Annotated in this window: 15 protein-coding genes; 6 read left to right on the plus strand and 9 right to left on the minus strand. The window is 52.1% G+C overall.

Annotation, left to right across the window (positions count from 1 at the left end; translation table 11 throughout):
• Positions 1-987, minus strand: a complete 987-nt coding sequence (locus tag H8K47_RS00095; protein ID WP_186879402.1) for a PDDEXK family nuclease — start codon at positions 985-987, stop codon at positions 1-3.
• Positions 988-1,235: 248 nt separating this feature from the next.
• A complete protein-coding gene (locus H8K47_RS00100; RefSeq protein ID WP_222612698.1) occupies positions 1,236-1,511 on the minus strand; it encodes a hypothetical protein in 276 nt (91 codons plus the stop codon).
• A gap of 120 nt (positions 1,512-1,631) precedes the next feature.
• Here H8K47_RS00100 and H8K47_RS00105 point away from each other — a divergent pair, with 120 nt between their 5' ends.
• The 4 genes from H8K47_RS00105 to H8K47_RS00120 all read left to right on the plus strand — a co-directional run bounded on the left by H8K47_RS00105 (position 1,632) and on the right by H8K47_RS00120 (position 7,127).
• The gene (locus H8K47_RS00105; RefSeq protein WP_186879403.1) at positions 1,632-2,438 is read left to right on the plus strand and encodes a hypothetical protein; all 807 of its coding nucleotides are present in this window, start codon (positions 1,632-1,634) and stop codon (positions 2,436-2,438) included.
• 139 nt (positions 2,439-2,577) lie between these two features.
• On the plus strand, positions 2,578-3,609 hold the full coding sequence (locus H8K47_RS00110; RefSeq protein ID WP_186879404.1) for a restriction endonuclease: 1,032 nt from the start codon (positions 2,578-2,580) through the stop codon (positions 3,607-3,609).
• A 60-nt stretch (positions 3,610-3,669) separates the two neighbouring features.
• Entirely contained in the window at positions 3,670-5,046 is a 1,377-nt protein-coding gene (locus H8K47_RS00115; protein ID WP_186879405.1) for an SIR2 family protein, read from the plus strand.
• Positions 5,043-7,127 (plus strand): ATP-binding protein, encoded by a 2,085-nt coding sequence (locus tag H8K47_RS00120; protein ID WP_186879406.1) that lies wholly within the window; start codon positions 5,043-5,045, stop codon positions 7,125-7,127. The genes H8K47_RS00115 and H8K47_RS00120 overlap by 4 nt, the downstream gene beginning before the upstream one ends.
• A 246-nt stretch (positions 7,128-7,373) precedes the next feature.
• Here H8K47_RS00120 and glmS read toward each other — a convergent pair whose 3' ends face one another.
• Positions 7,374-9,191, minus strand: a complete 1,818-nt coding sequence (glmS, locus tag H8K47_RS00125) for a glutamine--fructose-6-phosphate transaminase (isomerizing) (RefSeq protein ID WP_186879407.1) — start codon at positions 9,189-9,191, stop codon at positions 7,374-7,376.
• 159 nt (positions 9,192-9,350) lie between these two features.
• Between glmS and H8K47_RS00130 the strand changes: the two genes are divergently transcribed.
• On the plus strand, positions 9,351-9,815 hold the full coding sequence (locus H8K47_RS00130; RefSeq protein ID WP_186879408.1) for an Lrp/AsnC family transcriptional regulator: 465 nt from the start codon (positions 9,351-9,353) through the stop codon (positions 9,813-9,815).
• Positions 9,816-9,832: 17 nt separating this feature from the next.
• Here the strand turns inward: H8K47_RS00130 and H8K47_RS00135 are convergent, their stop codons facing one another.
• Together H8K47_RS00135 and H8K47_RS00140 are read right to left on the minus strand one after the other, a co-directional pair.
• Complete coding sequence (locus tag H8K47_RS00135; RefSeq protein WP_186879409.1) at positions 9,833-10,663, minus strand: hypothetical protein; 831 nt, start codon at positions 10,661-10,663, stop codon at positions 9,833-9,835.
• A gap of 52 nt (positions 10,664-10,715) precedes the next feature.
• The gene (locus H8K47_RS00140) at positions 10,716-11,510 is read right to left on the minus strand and encodes a substrate-binding periplasmic protein (protein ID WP_186879410.1); all 795 of its coding nucleotides are present in this window, start codon (positions 11,508-11,510) and stop codon (positions 10,716-10,718) included.
• A gap of 515 nt (positions 11,511-12,025) precedes the next feature.
• Between H8K47_RS00140 and H8K47_RS00145 the strand changes: the two genes are divergently transcribed.
• A complete protein-coding gene (locus tag H8K47_RS00145) occupies positions 12,026-12,847 on the plus strand; it encodes an SDR family oxidoreductase (protein ID WP_186879411.1) in 822 nt (273 codons plus the stop codon).
• A 72-nt stretch (positions 12,848-12,919) separates the two neighbouring features.
• Here the strand turns inward: H8K47_RS00145 and H8K47_RS00150 are convergent, their stop codons facing one another.
• From H8K47_RS00150 to glmU, 4 genes are all read right to left on the minus strand, one after another.
• Entirely contained in the window at positions 12,920-13,975 is a 1,056-nt protein-coding gene (locus H8K47_RS00150) for a porin (protein ID WP_408057812.1), read from the minus strand.
• Between the two features lie 169 nt (positions 13,976-14,144).
• A complete protein-coding gene (locus H8K47_RS00155; RefSeq protein ID WP_186879413.1) occupies positions 14,145-14,468 on the minus strand; it encodes an AzlD domain-containing protein in 324 nt (107 codons plus the stop codon).
• Positions 14,465-15,199, minus strand: coding sequence for an AzlC family ABC transporter permease (locus H8K47_RS00160; RefSeq protein ID WP_186879414.1), 735 nt, complete (start codon positions 15,197-15,199; stop codon positions 14,465-14,467). Before H8K47_RS00160 ends, H8K47_RS00155 begins: the two co-directional genes overlap by 4 nt.
• Positions 15,200-15,572: 373 nt before the next feature.
• A complete protein-coding gene (gene glmU / locus H8K47_RS00165) occupies positions 15,573-16,931 on the minus strand; it encodes a bifunctional UDP-N-acetylglucosamine diphosphorylase/glucosamine-1-phosphate N-acetyltransferase GlmU (RefSeq protein ID WP_186879415.1) in 1,359 nt (452 codons plus the stop codon).
• Between the last annotated feature and the right edge of the window lie 158 nt (positions 16,932-17,089).

Here is a 17,089-nt window from a genome sequence, read left to right on the forward strand (position 1 = left end):
TTAGCTTAAAGGCCGCACAAACCAAGCGGAGAAAACATCAAGAGGATCACGCCGCTGCGGCCGCAAAGGTCGATCAATAAAAATCGGCTCTTCCATCAACTCAGCTAATACATCTCTTTTCCACAAGGCACGCATAAAACATGCTTTTGCGTTGTCCAGAGTCAAATCGTGGCGATGAGTTACCGATAGCAATACATCCAGAGGCGTTCGGCCAGTCAGAATACTTGCCCGCAATCGATCACAAATTTCGGAATATATTCCTGAATCTGTATGCTTGGCATGATGCTGCAACAATAGGAGACTGCGAAGATTTTGGATCAGTAGCTGTGGCAAGTCACTGTCGACTATCCGGATGGTCGGGATACACGCGTCGTCGTAATATAGAGCCTCAATTGCATGTCGACCACGAACATGACTTATTTCGTCCTGCTGGTTTCTGCTTGGCCGAGACTTCAGTGATTGACGCTGAAAATCTTCCGATGCACCTTTAATCGTCCAATTAACACAATATGGTCCTTCTTTATCCAAGAGATATAACAAGAAGTCACCGATCCAGGGTACTGGAACCACAATCCGCTCCGATGTTTCTGGATGAGTCAGACGTAATAAAGGATGCAACTTGATCAGGTCCAATCGGTCGCAAACGCTGATTGTCCCCTTTACGGGCGGTAACTTCATACCACTCGCTAAAACACAACCTGCAAGCGGATGTGGCCTCGCCTCTGTCGATAAAATGCGCTGTTCTTGGAGTTCAAATAAGTTAGGATTGAACAGAGCTAATATGAGGGCTTTTTCTTCAACTGAGGACAAAGCGTGACAATATCGACCTAAACGCTCCGACCATACTTGAGCGAAACGGCTGCGAGAGGGAGCCTCTTCCCTAGTGGCCCGAATAGCTGGGTCATATTTTTGCCCCCATTGTGGGGGATCCTGACGGCGCAATACCTCCTTGAGGCGAGACAAACTGATATGCATGGGCTTAGCCATGAGAATTCCTTTCTTGTCATAGAAACTGACATTTGAAATCTAAAAATGAAAGGAAGCCCTTGACGCGCCACGATTGGACGAGTACATTTAAAAAGTAGATAAAATCTGAGGGCTTCCTCGGTACAAACGCCACAGGGTTGCCGCCCTATGGCGTTTTTTGTTTTAGCGACTCACATTGCATTCTCCTTGTTGTATCGTGCAGCACTAAACGTATTAAGCGTCATCGGCTAAATTGGTCTCAATTAAAATTATCTATTTCCAATAGCAATGGTTCGCTTCTGACTTAACCAAATTGCGACATCCCGCGCCAGCGCAAAGCTACCTCTACGGTGTTCAATTTTGAAGATAGGAACAGGAACCGCGCCCCGTGCAAGCGCTTGCTGAAATGATGCTGCTGATGGATAGCCTAGCTCTTTTATCAGTGCTCTCGAACTCAAAACAGCCCCATATCTTTCGGACAAGCATTCCAATAGTTCTTCCGCCACACACTGCGCTTTATGCGACTCAATTTTCTGGTTATCCATGTCACGCTCCGTAAGGTTCCCTTCCTAATGGTATGGCTTTGCTTTTTATTTGCCTAGTGAGACGTTTTTTGGTTAAACCATCAATTAAAATTAAAGTAACTTCTTGATTTATAAGGGGAAATGGTGAATAAAAAAACTTTCGCATCGTCGGATGAGAAATTTCGCAACGTGCCCTTGAACAAAGTTCCCGGCATGCTTGCAACAATTTCCTGGTTCCACTCGCTGAAAATGAGCTTGAATGTTGAGACCATTGGCGATGTTCAGCGCTTAATAGAACCTGTCGGCGACAGGGGGGCTTTGGGTGTTCGCCGCCGGTGGGGTGACTATAAAAATGGTTACCATAAACCTGTAGCGGCGGTCGTGCGTTTGGCAGAGGAGAAAGTCCCGGGGTCGGAGGCGATTCTTAATTGCCAGCTGTGGCGTGCCCTACGATTAGACAATTCAGCTATTGCAATTGCAAAAGATCTGCTAGGAAGTACGGACAAGTTTGGCGATGAACTTTTGCAAAGAATGACGCAGTCCCCACAAACTATTTATGATCCGCGCTGGCTGAGAAAACGTCGAAAAGCTATGGTTGCCCACGGAAGTTTGGAAGGCCTAACAGTCTTGATTGTTTGCATTCGTCTCGCAAAAGCCACTAGGCAAGCATATAGTTTTTATCTTTCTGCCACCGAATGTCTAAAAACACTAGGATTTTGGTTTTATGTGAACGGCATAGCTAGGGTACTGGGGGAGTATTTTGAGCAGGCACTTTTGCCCATGACCGGGATGCCTGATTGCGGCAGTTTTTATTCAGGTAGCTATTTAACTACTATTAAATCTATGGCACAGCACGTGCTTCTTATGCAAGAAGGTTTAGGCCGAGAGCTTTCTGAAGACGAAATTGTTTCGGAAATAATTCGATTAATGGAACTCAACAGCGCTTGAAATAACGATAATTCTTGTTCCTTTGGCAGCCTCACCCGCCACTTGTACTTTATTGCTATTTACAAAATATCTTCTTGCTAATGGTTTGAATATCCAAATATCATTGCTAGGTATACATATCATCCAAAGAAATCACAGCATGCAGCCATCCAAACCAACTTGGGAGTTATTCGAAAATCTTGTAAGTCGCATTTTGGAGGCCGCCAACTTCCAGATCGAAGTCAACCCATCCAGAGGAGACAAAGGCTTCGATTTGTTTGGCATCTTTGGAAATGAGAAGTGGGCTGTAGAGGTTAAGTACTACCGTACGGTACGTGCACAACCTACTCTCATCGAAGCTGCGGCAACACGACTCGCATATAACGGGACGGTAGCCCAAGCGCAAAAATGCATGCTAGTGGTTTCCTGCGTCTTGCCCCCCGAACTGCGTGAAATGCTGGAGCAGAAGTTCAATGTCACTTTTGTCGACCGAGTTGACCTTCGGAATTGGGCCGCAACATCCTCCGGACTATCGGAGGAACTTGATGCACTGATTGAGGTTGACCAGAGCGATTCTCATCCAGCTGGCACTAGGCGCGAGGATCCTCGGCAAAGAAGTAAGCCACTTGGGGAGTCCCTGCCAACCATCCCCGAAGACAATAGGGGAACAGCGCTTTGCCAAGAACTCAAGACTATTAAGCGAGGAAAGGAAGCGTGGTCGGAGTATGAGCGTGTTTGTGAAAAGATCCTCAAATACCTGTTTCCAAACGATCTCCATGGATGGCATTCCCAAAAGCGGACTGATGATGATCTGAACCGATTTGACTTCATCTGTCGTGTCAGACCTACCACTGAGTTCTGGAAGTTCGTAATCGACCATCTTGACAGTCGCTACGTTCTTTTTGAATTCAAAAACTACTCGGGGAAGATCAAGCAAGGGCAGATTCTCACGACGGAAAAGTATCTTCTCGAACGCGGACTTCGGCGAGTGGCCATCATTTTGACTAGAGCAGGAGCTGAGCCGCACGCGATTACGATGACTCAGGGTGCTATGCGTGAGCATGGCAAGCTGATGCTCATCGTCAATGACGAGAAGCTTTGCGAGATGCTGCACATGAAGGAACGCGGGGAGGATCCCACCGATTGTCTGTTTGAGCTTGCCGACAATTTCCTACTGTCGCTCCCTCGGTGAGTTCTAGCATTTCCGGCGAGAGGGAGCAGGCAGTGATCAAAATATCTATAGGAGTGTGAAATGAGTGAAAGAAAAGAACCACTCAATTTCCTCAAGGTTCGTGATGACCACGTACCGCTGCAGTTCAAGTATGACGACAATAACTTCAAGCTGCTTTCAGGCACAGAAGCCTCTTGGTTGAGTTCTGAAGAGTTCGGACACAAGGAGCTACGCCGCCGTATCGAGCCCTGGCTGACGTCACTGTTCCAGTCCGAGCACCTATCGCTGCTAGCTGGCTCGGGCCTGACACACGCGGTGCATTATCTGGCTGCCGGAAAAGGCGCTACTGGCATGGGCAACTTGACGTTGAGCCAATATCAAGATGAAATAAATCAGGCTGCCGAAAAAGCTTCTGAAGCAGCTGGACGTAAGAAGGGCAACTTAGAAGATCAACTTCGAGTCGCTAACGAATTGCTGCGAGGGCTTGAAATTCTGCAGAAGGACAATGAGGCCGAAGCCTTGCGCAAGGAACTTCAGACTGGCATGCACGCCTTCGCCCAATCGATCCTAGCGAGCGAAGCCGGCATTGCCTCCGCAGACCTCGAGCAGCGTGAGCAGGCCTTCAACACCCTCGTCACCTTCCTGATGAGCTTCGCTAGCCGGACCGGGATGCGAGACCGGCTAAACATCTTCACCACTAACTACGACCGATTAATCGAGGCAGGGGCCGAGTTAGCCGGACTACATCTCCTAGACCGTTTCTTAGGCAAGCTGATGCCAATCTTTCGCTCATCGCGCGTAGATCTGGACATGCACTACAACCCACCTGGCATCCGTGGCGAGCCGCGCTACTTAGAGGGTGTGGCCCGCTACACCAAGCTGCACGGTTCTGTAGACTGGGTACAAACCAACAAAGACATCCGGCATATCGGTTTGCCGTTTGGTGCCGCGAGCGTTGAGCCATATCTGCACGCGCCCGGCCTGAGTGGGGCAACAGCGCATGAACTGATGATCTACCCCAATGCCGCTAAGGACAGAGAGACCGCTGATTATCCCTACGTTGAGCTGTTCCGCGATCTTGCGGCGGCGGTGTGCCGCCCGAACAGCACGTTAGTGACCTATGGTTATAGCTTTGGCGATGAACACATCAATCGCGTCATGCGCGATATGCTCACCATCCCATCGACGCATCTTGTAGCAATTTCTTATGACGACCCATTAGGTCGAATCATGCAGACCTACCAAGAGCTAGGACGGCCCTCCCAGATAAGCCTATTGATCGGCCCCGCATTAGCGGACTTGACCATCCTGACCGAGCAATACCTGCCCAAACCCGCTGTCGACAAGACCACCTTCCGCATGAGCGAACTGCTCAAGCAGCGCATGGGGACAGAGACACAATCTGCCGAAGGTGCAGGACCGGAAGCAGATACCTCCGACAGGAGTAAACCTGCATGAGCATGTCCCCCCTAGCCTATGCCGACTCATTGCGCATCGGCACCATCGACTTCGTCTCACCAGACGAAATCAAGGTGCTGCTCGACATCGAAGCGCCCGATGGCGTGGCACTCAATACTGGCACACCGCGGCCTTTCCCTCGCATCAACGGCTATGTGCTGATTCCAAGTGACGACGGACATTTGGTTGCTCAGGTCGAGTGGATCACCATCGAGCGTTCGCAGTACCCCAAGCGCAAGGGTATGCAGGACTTCGGTCTGGTAGATTTGCCCTATCCCTTGCGCAAGATGAGCCTCAACCCGCTGGGGGTGCTGGCTTACGAGAGCAAGGACCCAAATGGCCATGACAGCTATCGCTTCCGGCGCGGTGTAGAAAGCTACCCAACTGTTGGCGATTCGGTGTTGCTGCCGACACAAAACCAGCTCCGTGCCATCGTAGAGTCTGGAGACAACCGGCATGTACCGATCGGCACCAGCCCACTGGCTGCCAACGCCGAGGTTAAGATCGATCCAGACCGTCTGTTCGGCCGCCATCTGGCGGTGCTGGGCAATACCGGCAGCGGCAAGTCCTGCTCAGTTGCAGGCTTGATCCGTTGGTCAATGGACGAGGCTCGCCAGGCCCGTAACGGCGCGGACCCCAACGCCCGCTTCATTGTGCTCGACCCCAATGGCGAGTACGCAAACACCTTTCGCGACATGAGCAAGGTGCGGGTGTTTGCAGTTGAACCCAGCGACGGTATCGAGCAACTCCAGATCCCGCTATGGTTCTGGAACAGTGCCGAGTGGGCGGCCTTTACTCAGGCCAGCGCAAAGACCCAGCGGCCGACCTTGGTGCAGGCGCTACGATCAGTTCGCGACGGCGTGTTTGGCGCGACGGTAACGCCTAGCCATGAGATGCGCCGCTATCTGCGCACCCTGGTCAGCATCCTGCAACTAGAGCGCAACGCCGGTAGTCCATGGGGTAAGTTCCCCCAGCCCAAAGCCTTCTTTGAAAAGCTGAAGAAGTGGCAGGAAGGTCTGGCGAACCAGGACTCCTTCTCAGACAACGAAAAAGCAGCACTCGGTGCTACCCGAGACAAGATCACAGGTTTGATCAATGCTCGCCTCGGTCAATACCCAACCTACGAGTTCACGCGCGGCGACGTTGACGAACTACTGTCGCTGATCCAGTCAGCGCACGCTACGTTCGGCGGCAGCGATACAGACATCTTGCCCATCGACGCAGACGTGCCGCGCCCATTCACCGGCGACCAGCTTCTCCGCAGCGTCGAGGCCACCGCCGAACTACTCGGTGTCTCCGAGTACGTCGAGACCATGCAGATGCGCATTCGCACCCTGCTGTCGGACAGCCGCATGAAGATCGTTTCGGGCACCACCCCAGACCTCACACTGGACGACTGGTTGCGCAACTACATCGGCGACAGCGAAGCATCGAACGGTTCGGTCACCGTCATTGACCTCTCGCTGGTGCCTGCCGAAGTAGTGCACATCATTACTGCCGTGATCGCCCGCATGACCCTGGAAGCGCTACAACGCTATCGCAAGCTGCACCATGGTAAGACCTTGCCCACCGTACTAGTGATGGAAGAGGCGCACACCTTTATCAAGCGCTACCACGACGACGCGGAGAACCAGAACTCGGCCGCCATCTGTTGCCAAGTGTTCGAAAAGATCGCCCGCGAGGGTCGCAAGTTTGGGCTAGGCCTCGTGCTGTCCTCGCAGCGCCCCAGCGAGTTATCGCCCACGGTGCTGTCCCAGTGCAACAGCTACCTGCTGCACCGCATCAGCAATGACCGGGACCAGGAACTGGTGCACAAGTTGGTGCCCGACAACCTGCGCGGCTTGCTGCGCGATTTGCCCTCACTGCCTTCCCGCCACGCCATCCTGCTCGGTTGGGCGTCTGAGCTGCCGGTATTGGTGCAGATGAACGCGCTGCCTGAGCAGCACCGTCCGAAATCGGACGATCCGGACTTCTGGGCAGTGTGGTCAGGCCAGGACGGCAAAGGCCAGACCGTCGAGCGTCCAGTGAACTGGAAGTCGATTGCGGATGATTGGCAGCAGATCAATACGCCAGATTTGTAGAACTTGGAGGAATAACTTTGAACGACAGTTACAGGTACTGCAACTGTCGCTCTCCTAGTGCAGCATAAGGCCTGCTTTGGCCAAAAAGCATTCACCTCACATGAACTTACCTCCTGATCCTCGGCATACAAACAACCTTAAAAAGCAGAAGAGGCCAACGGCCCCTTCTCTTCGCTCAGATCCCGACAAACTTTATTCGGATCCGACCAACTTTATTTACGCTGGTCAAAAATCCAGCACAAGCAATTACTCCACCGTGACACTCTTGGCCAAATTACGTGGCTTGTCGACGTCGGTGCCGCGGGCCAGGGCGGTGTGGTAGGCGAGTAATTGCAGTGGTACGACGTGCAAGATAGCGGACAGCTGGCCGTAGTGTTCTGGCAAGCGGATGACGTGTACGCCTTCGCTGGAGGTGATGTGGGAATCGGCATCCGCGAATACAAACAATTCACCGCCACGTGCGCGGACTTCCTGCAGATTGGATTTGAGTTTTTCAATCAGCGCGTCATTCGGTGCGACGGTCACGACTGGCATTTCTTTGGTGACCAGCGCCAGCGGGCCATGTTTCAATTCACCGGCCGGATAGGCTTCAGCGTGGATGTAAGAAATTTCTTTGAGCTTGAGCGCGCCTTCGAGTGCGATTGGATAATGCAGGCCACGGCCCAGGAATAAGGCGTTTTCTTTGGCAGCAAATTGCTCAGCCCAGGAAATGATTTGCGGCTCCAGCGCCAGCACGGCGCTGACTGCGGATGGCAAATGGCGCAGCGCCTTGATATGCGCGGCTTCATCTTCTGCACTCAGACGGCCTTTGGACTGCGCCAGGGTCAGCGTCAGCAGGAACAAGGCGACCAGCTGGGTCGTGAAGGCCTTGGTCGATGCCACCCCGACTTCGACACCGGCGTGGGTGATGTAGGACAGTACACATTCACGCACCATGGCACTGGTGGAGACATTGCAGATGGTCAGTGTGTGTTCCATGCCCAGGCTGCGTGCATGTTTGAGCGCGGCGATGGTGTCAGCGGTTTCGCCACTTTGGGAAATGGTGACAACCAGGGTATTTGGATTTGGCACGCTGTCGCGGTAGCGGTATTCGCTGGCGATCTCTACGCTGACCGGAATTTTAGCGATAGATTCCAGCCAGTATTTCGCGGTGGAGCCTGCATAGTAGCTGGTGCCGCAAGCCAGGATCAACACCGAGTCTATCTTTTTGAAGACTTCAAATGCCTTGTCACCAAACAGCTCAGGCATGATATTGGTCATGCCTTCCAGCGTATCGCTGATGGCGCGTGGTTGTTCGAAAATTTCTTTCTGCATGTAGTGGCGATACGGGCCCAGTTCTGCGGCGCCGCTGTGTGCGTGTACGGTGCGCACTTCACGTTGCACGTCCTTGCCTTCGATATCCACGATCCAGTAACGCTGTAATTGCAGGTCTACGACGTCGCCTTCTTCCAGATAGATAATCTGATCGGTCACACCGGCCAGTGCCATGGCATCGGAAGCGAGGAAGTTTTCACCTTCACCAACGCCAACGATCAGCGGTGAGCCATGGCGGGCACCGACTACGCGGTGCGGTTCATCACGGCAGAATACGCCGATCGCATAAGCACCCACCAGGCGTTTGACGGCTAACTTCACAGTTTCAAACAAATCGCCCTGATACAGATGATCGACCAGATGCGCGATCACTTCGGTATCGGTCTGGCTTTCAAACACATAGCCGAGTGCGCTCAGTTCGGCGCGCAGTTCTTCATGGTTTTCGATAATGCCGTTATGCACCAGTGCGATACGTTCGCGCGAAAAATGCGGATGGGCATTCGCGGAAGATGGTACGCCATGCGTGGCCCAGCGGGTGTGGGCAATGCCGGTAAAGCCAGCCAGACCGGTCTGATCGACCTGCGCCTGCAACTCAGCAACGCGCGAAGTACTGCGTGAACGCTGCAATTCACCGTTGACATGCAAGGCCACGCCACAAGAATCGTAGCCGCGGTATTCCAGCCGCTTCAAACCTTCAAGCAATACGGGAGTGATATTACGTTGAGCTACTGCACCGACGATACCGCACATAATGGCCTCACAGAGAAAAATTAAGATGTTGCTATCCTAATCGAGAGACCATGAATTTATATTTCAAAATTTAATTACTTTTGAAATATAATGAAACTATCGAATACATATAACCATAAATTTCAATAATTAAGTATTTTTGGAAGGATATTTCATTTTATGGATGCACTTGATGATCTGGACAAAAGAATTTTGTCGCAATTACAGCAAGATGCTAGCCTGACGAATCATGAACTGGCCGCCAGGGTACATGCCTCACCACCTACCTGTCTGCGCCGGGTCAGAAAATTGACGGACGATGGGGTGATTGCGCGCCAGGTCGCTTTACTGAATCCTGAACGGCTGGCCAGTCAGCTGACTGCCATCGTTGAGATCACACTGGATCGCCAAAACAGCGAAGAGATGCAGAAGTTTGAACAATTAATGGCGGGCGAGATAGCGGTACAGCAGTGCTACCGGGTGTCGCCGGGTCCGGATTTTGTGCTGATCATACTAGTGGCTGACATGCCAGCCTATCACGCGCTGGCACATCGCCTGTTTGCCACGCAGAGTAATATACGCAATGTGCGCAGCTTTTTCTCCATGCACCGCAGTAAGTTTGATACCCGCATAACGCTGGATTAAATCGTGTTTGAAGCTGCTTATTTGAGGGGGCGTATGCTGTCGGCAATGACTTCTTTGCGGTAGTAACGCTGTAAACCTTTCCACACCAGTTGCTGTTGCTGCACCTGCTCAAATAACTGCCCCAGCGTTTGCGCATCAGTCTTCGATAAAGTTTTCTTAGACAGATAAACGCCGTTTTCACTCCAGGGCAATTCCGGTACGGCTTCAAAATTCAATTGATCGTGTAATTCGCTCAATCGCATATCGGCTTCGATTGCACCTGCGATCACAGAAGGTTCCATGATGGTATAGCGGGCGGCACCAGACTTTAAAGTACGGGCGACAGAAAACACATCGGCTTCAAACATCAGTTTCCCCTGCGCTTCCAACTTACGGGCAAAAGCCTGATATGCGGGACCGTAGTCAAAGCCACGGACCAACACCACTTTAGCGTCTTTCACCAAGAATATCTCAGTCAAACGACTGAGCGCAGCACCGCTGTGTCTGAGCGAGATCAGCATAGGGCGGTTCTGTATCAAGGGAATAAAAGTGCCGGACTGGTCACGCTTTTGAGTACGTACTGCCGGGATCAGCAAATCGGACTGGCCTGCTTCAAACAAGGCTTCCTGGCGCGCACGCGGCACAATACTTAACTCAAAGTGGCACTTATTTTTAAGGCTTAGCTGATTCAGCATTTCAGGGTAAACACCACTGATTAAGTCGCCGTTAGCAACGACACTTAAGCCCGATGCTGCCATCGGCACCTGCATATTCCGGCTACACTCAGCCGCCTGCACGCCAGCCGCAAACACCATAGTAGCCAGCGCGGAACTGTACAGTGCAAGCCTGACAAAATAAACCTTGGACAAATCTTTCTCCTGACACGCACTCCACCATATTGCTGATGATGGCGCACTGGGCTTAGCGCGGCCGACTCCCCTCTTTCAGCACTTCAGTTTTGTAATAACGTTGAAAACCTTTCCACACCATACCGGATTTTGCCGCATTTTCAAACAGACTCTGCAACGTAGCACGATCTTCAGCTGTCAATGATTTCTTAGACAAGTAAACACCACTATCCGCCCAGCCAATTTCAGCCACGGGTTCATAACGTAATTTGTCAATAATATCGTCCACCCGTTTGTCGATCTGGACTGTACCGGTAAAAATATAGGGCGCGATCAGGGTGATGTCGGCCGCACCTGAACGCATAATACGCGCCACCGAAACCGGATCGGACTCCACAATCAGTCGTCCTGCTTTTTGCATATCCTGCAACAATTGCTGATAGGCATCGCCATAATCATAGCCACGCACCACCGCCAGTTTCAACTGCTTTTGTTCCAGCAATTCCTGCAAACTGGTGATGGGTGGGCGATTTGGATTAATAGAAATCAGCGTGGCTCTGGTATACACCAAAGGAACAAAAATGCCGAATTCATCGCGGCGACTGGTACGGATAGCAGGAATCAATAAATCAGCCTGACCATTTTCGAATAAGAGTTCCATCCGCGCTCTGGGTACGATGCGCATCTCGAACTGGCAACCATCTTTGGCTGCCATGCTATCCAAAATTTCAGGGTAAATGCCGTCGATCACGCTTCCACTGCCGATCACACTTAAACCGGCCTGTGCCAGCGGCACCTGAATTTTCCGGCTACACGCCGCATAGGCGACACTATCCCAGCAAGCGGAAAGCAAGATCAGGGGGAGCATGAAAAATATGCGCCGTTTCAGCATGATGCAGACTCCATTCAAACGAGATGGCATGCCAGATCAGAGCCTGTCGGAATTGATTCTATGCGCGTTTTACAGCGCTCACACACTCTGACACCTGCCAGAATAGCACCGGAGAAAAAAAATGGTAAGGCAAAACCGAACAATCTTCCCTACCTGCAACAAACGGTACGAAGTCTGTCACTACCTGTATCCGCAGCGTTGTCCTATTCCGCATCGCGGTTCATACGAAACTGCAACATTTAACATTAATCAACGAAATTTCATGAGGTGAAACGTCGCATTCCTAAGAGCTGACGTGCATTAACTGTTATATTTAACGCATCTTTGTAGCCTCTTTCCAGCGACTGTATTGCTGACTCAGTACCCTCAAACAATGATGGATACATCAGGCGAAGTTGGCGCAACAGGCAAAAGTTGGCAAGCTATTATTACCCAAAGCTTTGGATACTCCTGTGGTCTTTTGGTAATCACATAGATGGAAATGATCAATTATGAGTAATCAACAGCATTTGGTGGTAGTGATCACCGGCGCATCGGATGGCATAGGCGCGGAAATGGCAAAACAATTGGCCGCTAAATATAAGCTTGGACTCGCCCTGGTACTGGCTGCCAGAAACGAAGTGGGCTTACGTGCGGTCGCGGATGTGTGCAAACGTTTCGGTAGTGTCTGCTTGATGGTCAGAACGGATGTCAGCGTGGAATCTGATTGCCGGCGACTGATACGCGAGGCAGTAGAGAGTTTTGGCGGCATCGATATCCTGATCAACAATGCGGGTAAATCCGCACAGGCTTTATTTTCTGAGGTCGACAACCTGGGCTGGTATCAGGAATTGATGCGGGTGAATTTCTGGGGTAGCGTCTGGTGCACCCATGCCGCCCTGCCCTATCTGAAAGAATCGAAAGGAAAGATCGTCGCGGTGTCTTCGCTCGCTGGTCTGGTCGGCGTGCCGGGGCGTACCGCGTACAGCGCGAGTAAATTTGCCATGAACGGTTTTTTTGAAAGCCTGCGCACGGAAGTGCAGGAGGCTGGTGTGCAGGTTACGCTGGCCTATCCTGGTGTAGTCGCCACCCGCATCCGCTACCATGGCTACAATGCAGCCGGTGAAGCGGCTGGCAGCAGCGGACTGAAAGAAGAACAGGCCATGCCCGTGGAAGAGTGCGCGTATCAAATCATACATGCGATGGAGCAGAATCAGCGCGAAGTGGTGATGACCGCCAAAGGCAAGCTAGGTCGCTGGTTACGCCTGATCGCACCAGCTATGGTCGATAAAATCGCGCTGGCAGCCCTGAAAAAAGAAGTCCGTCCTCAATAAAAAATGCCGGGCAAAACTGCACCCGGCATGTTGGTCACGCGATTACGCGCCACCTGCTGATATTCACCTCGGTCAGAAACGGTGCTGGATACCCACCGTCCCAGAAGACTGGGAATTGGCAAAGCCGGCATCATCACGAGAAACACCGGTCAGTTGACCATTCTTCGCTTTGGCGTAGCCAGCGGCCACATACAGATCGGTACGTTTGGAAAATGCATACTTCAAACGCAGCGATAACAAGCTCGGATCTGCATCCTTACCTGCCGCCACATTCTTGATGTTCTGGGTGTAATAAGCACCGGTCAGATTCCAGTTCGGGGCAAAACCATAGCTGACGCCCAGCCACAACATATCGGACTGCTGTTCCGCAGCGCCGCTGGCCAGAGATTTTTTATAGTTACGATAGCCCAGGAAGGTTTTAACGTCACCGACCGAATACGTACCGGCCAGCTGAAATGCTTTTGACTGGTCGTACTGGCCATTCGCTGCCAGCGCTGCATTATTTTGCTCATACGTACCCACTACAGCCCATGGGCCATCAAAGGCACTGGCACCCAGCACATACTTGGCACCCGCACTGGTGTTACCGGCGGTTTCACCGAAGGCATAGGTGGCACCAAGTTTGTAACCCTGACCATCGTACTGATACTTGAGTAAATTGGAAGCGGTGGTCAGCAATCCATCTTTACGGCCACCCGTCGCACCAGCGGAAGTCGCCCAGGAATATTGCGGCGCATAACCCATAGGATCAAAAGGCAGGATGAAATCGTAGCTGGTGCTGTACGAGCGGCCGCCAACGATACGGCCAAAGTCACCTTGCAAGCCAACATTAGCCTGACGTCCGAACAAGTCGCCATCGGAAGCACCAGTATCGAGAATGACGCCACCTTCGAGCTGGAATACAGCCTTGAGACCATTGCCCAGGTCTTCAGTGCCACGGAAGCCAAAGCGCGAGGTATTCATACCACCGCTATTCACTTTGAACTGCTTGCCGCCATTTGCATCGCCCGCGTTGTTGTAAGACACATTAGCGTCGATCAGGCCGTAAATACTGACATTGGTCTGCGCCTGCGCCTGGCCTGCGGCCGCAAGGCATAACAGCGCGGAGGCGCTGAGTAATTTTTTCATCATGGATCTCCTGGTCATTATGATTCTGAGGTGACATGGCTGCCATGTCACCACTCCCATGCTACGGACCGCAAGCTTTCAATTGCCTTTCTGGCGGCGCCCGTAAGCCTGAAAACTCAACGTTACGCCGACTCTGTGGTAAGCCAGCCTCAATACATCGTGTACAGGCTCAATGCAGGAAGAAATACTGCAACATGAAAAATGCAGTCAGCCCACTGGCGATGGTGAGGAGTTGCCTGTTACTTAACAAACTGACTACCACCGCAACCAGACTAGCCAATAACTGCGGATTTTCCAGATGAATTTCCAAACCGTTGCCGTGAGGCGACAAAATCATAGGCACAATAATCGCGGTGAGCACAGTCACTGGCACAAATGCCAGCGCGCGACTCAGCCACAATGGAAAAGCTATCCGGTCGCCCAACACAAAAAATACCGCTTTCACAAACAGCGTGACCGCCGCCATACCAATTACCATCCAGGTGTAATTCATGCTGTTTCTCCCTGTGTAGCGCCAGGGCGGCTGGCCAGCATGCCAACACAAACGCCAGATACGACAGCAATTAATAAGCCGGACTTATACGGTAAATGCTGCAGCAAATAGGACAGACTGCCAGCCGCCAATGCGGCCGCCAGGTAGGGAAAGCGGCGCAGTTGCGGAACAATGATCGCGATAAAAGTCGCCACCATGGCGAAGTCCAGCCCCCAGTTTTGCATCTGTGGAAACGCACTGCCGAAGCCTAAACCCACCAGTGTCCATAATTGCCAATTCAGATACATCGCCAGTCCCGACCCCAGAAAATACCAATGCAAATGACGCAGACTGGAAGGCGTTGCTGATCGGTCTGACTGCTGCAAACGTGCGGATACCACGGCAAACGTTTCATCGGTGAGCAAGGCGCCGAGCAACAAGCGCCAGCGTAACGGTAAATGGGCAACCAGTGGCAACAGGCTGGCGGCATACAGCATATGACGCAAATTCACAAAAAATGTTGTAAGCCAGATCAACAACATGCTGGTATGCCCAGCCACGAGGCCAATCGCAATAAACTGGCTGGAACCCGCATATACCAACAATGACATCAATTGCCCCTGCCACGGAGCCATGGTGCTGGCAGCGGCCAACGTGCCAAAAATCACACCGAACGGCATCGCGCCGACCAGCATAGGCAAGGTATCACGCGCACCTTGCAGACAAAGTTGGGTAGGGGTAGTCACTGACATGCATCTTCTCCGGAATCGCTCAGTATAAATGCGGCAAGAGACAGAAGTGGTGCTGATGCAGATTTTTCATCTGTGTAAAAAACGCCCAGTAAGCGCTAAAGTCGGATCAGGGAGCCTGTTTAAAAGTAACTGGAGCAGGATTCCCGTCATTCCCGCGCAGGCGGGAATCCAGTGACATTTCTCGGTGTACCAGGGGTGGGAAACTAAGGCGTAAAGTCAAGATTTCACTCCAGACTAGAGATGCCGGATCCCTGCCTGCGCAGGGATGACGCCATATTGCACAGCAGGTGGTCGAATGGCATGTTCATCGCTGCAGATGCCAGTAAAGTGTTGGCATCTGCAGGTGCAAGACCGCGCCGTACTCGCGTGGTGCTTATTTCTTGATTTTGACCGGACGCTGCCAGTTTTCGATCGTCAGCTGACGGGCACGGGATACGGTCAGTTTGCCAGCCGGCGCATCTTTGGTGAGTGTAGTGCCAGCACCCAGTGTAGCGCCTTTGCCCACACGAACGGGTGCCACCAACTGGGTATCGCTGCCGATAAAGGCGTCATCTTCTATCGTCGTACGGAATTTATTCGCACCATCATAATTGCAGGTGATGGTACCGGCACCGATATTGACGCGGCTACCCACATCGGCATCGCCTACATATGCCAAGTGGTTAGCCTTGGAATGGGCGGCGATCTGGCTGTTTTTAACTTCCACGAAGTTACCGATATGGACATCTTCACCCAGCTCAGTACCAGGGCGCAGACGTGCATAAGGGCCAATCTGTGATGCCGCGCCAACCTGGGCCTCTTCAATATGGCAAAACGGTTTGATCTGAGTCGCTGCCGCGATACGCGCATTGCGGATCACGCTGTAAGCACCGACCGTTACGCCATCTTCCAGATGAACCTCACCTTCAAAAATGCAGCCGACATCGATACTCACGTCACGCCCGCAAGTCAGCGTGCCGCGCACATCAATACGGGCAGGATCGAGCAGGGTGACGCCCTGTTCCAGCAATTTTCTGGCGACGCGTGCTTGGTGGCTGCGTTCTAACTCAGCCAGTTGTACCTTGCTGTTGACACCATACGTTTCCACCACATCGTCGGGCTGCGCCGACACGACTTCAACGCCGTCCGCTACGGCACGGGCTACGATATCCGTCAGATAGTATTCACCCTGCGCATTCTTATTCGACAGCGTAGTCAGCCAATGCCTTAATTGCGGCGTGGGTACGATCATGATGCCGGTATTGATTTCGCGAACAGCCTGCTCTTCCGCATTCGCATCTTTTTGCTCTACGATGCGTACTATCTTGCCATCTTCACGAATGATACGGCCCAGACCAGTTGGGTCTGCCATCACTGCGGTCAAAATCGCCAGCTTGTTATTGCCAGCCACGTCAATCAGGCGTTGCAGACTGGTTGCCGTGGTCAAAGGCACATCGCCGTATAAGACCAGGGTAGGATGCGCATCATCCAGTACCGGTGCGGCTTGCGCCACTGCGTGACCGGTGCCCAGCTGTGGCTCCTGTTTGGCGAACTTCAGATCCGGCGCTGCCACTGCAGTGGGCACCTGCTCACCACCATGGCCGTAAATCACGCAAATGGAAGCAGGATTGAGGTTGCGTGCCGTGTCGATCACGTGTTGCAGCAAGGGTTTGCCTGCGACCGCATGTAAGACTTTTGGTAAAGCAGATTGCATGCGTTTGCCCATGCCGGCAGCGAGTATCACAACATTCATAGCTGGTTAAACTGGTGAATAAAAGAGGAGGCGCGATTTTACCATGCAAGAATTGAGCAACCAGAAAAAATAGCAAATTAGTTAATACTTCTTTCCACTAAGCGAGGCAGACAATAAACAGGTCCTGGCCACTGCATGATTACAAAATTTAAACAATT

It is taken from the genome of Cognatundibacterium rugosum (assembly GCF_014284365.1).
GTDB lineage: Bacteria > Pseudomonadota > Gammaproteobacteria > Burkholderiales > Burkholderiaceae_D > Undibacterium > Undibacterium rugosum.

Excerpts from the sequence above, each read along its gene's own strand:
- H8K47_RS00095 (WP_186879402.1), bottom strand. The coding sequence starts at position 987 with ATGGCTAAGCCCATGCATATCAGTTTGTCTCGCCTCAAGGAGGTATTG.
- H8K47_RS00100 (WP_222612698.1), bottom strand. The coding sequence starts at position 1,511 with ATGGATAACCAGAAAATTGAGTCGCATAAAGCGCAGTGTGTGGCGGAA.
- H8K47_RS00105 (WP_186879403.1), top strand. The coding sequence starts at position 1,632 with ATGGTGAATAAAAAAACTTTCGCATCGTCGGATGAGAAATTTCGCAAC.
- H8K47_RS00110 (WP_186879404.1), top strand. The coding sequence starts at position 2,578 with ATGCAGCCATCCAAACCAACTTGGGAGTTATTCGAAAATCTTGTAAGT.
- H8K47_RS00115 (WP_186879405.1), top strand. The coding sequence starts at position 3,670 with ATGAGTGAAAGAAAAGAACCACTCAATTTCCTCAAGGTTCGTGATGAC.
- H8K47_RS00120 (WP_186879406.1), top strand. The coding sequence starts at position 5,043 with ATGAGCATGTCCCCCCTAGCCTATGCCGACTCATTGCGCATCGGCACC.
- glmS (WP_186879407.1), bottom strand. The coding sequence starts at position 9,191 with ATGTGCGGTATCGTCGGTGCAGTAGCTCAACGTAATATCACTCCCGTA.
- H8K47_RS00130 (WP_186879408.1), top strand. The coding sequence starts at position 9,351 with ATGGATGCACTTGATGATCTGGACAAAAGAATTTTGTCGCAATTACAG.
- H8K47_RS00140 (WP_186879410.1), bottom strand. The coding sequence starts at position 11,510 with ATGCTCCCCCTGATCTTGCTTTCCGCTTGCTGGGATAGTGTCGCCTAT.
- H8K47_RS00145 (WP_186879411.1), top strand. The coding sequence starts at position 12,026 with ATGAGTAATCAACAGCATTTGGTGGTAGTGATCACCGGCGCATCGGAT.
- H8K47_RS00150 (WP_408057812.1), bottom strand. The coding sequence starts at position 13,975 with ATGAAAAAATTACTCAGCGCCTCCGCGCTGTTATGCCTTGCGGCCGCA.
- H8K47_RS00155 (WP_186879413.1), bottom strand. The coding sequence starts at position 14,468 with ATGAATTACACCTGGATGGTAATTGGTATGGCGGCGGTCACGCTGTTT.
- H8K47_RS00160 (WP_186879414.1), bottom strand. The coding sequence starts at position 15,199 with ATGTCAGTGACTACCCCTACCCAACTTTGTCTGCAAGGTGCGCGTGAT.
- glmU (WP_186879415.1), bottom strand. The coding sequence starts at position 16,931 with ATGAATGTTGTGATACTCGCTGCCGGCATGGGCAAACGCATGCAATCT.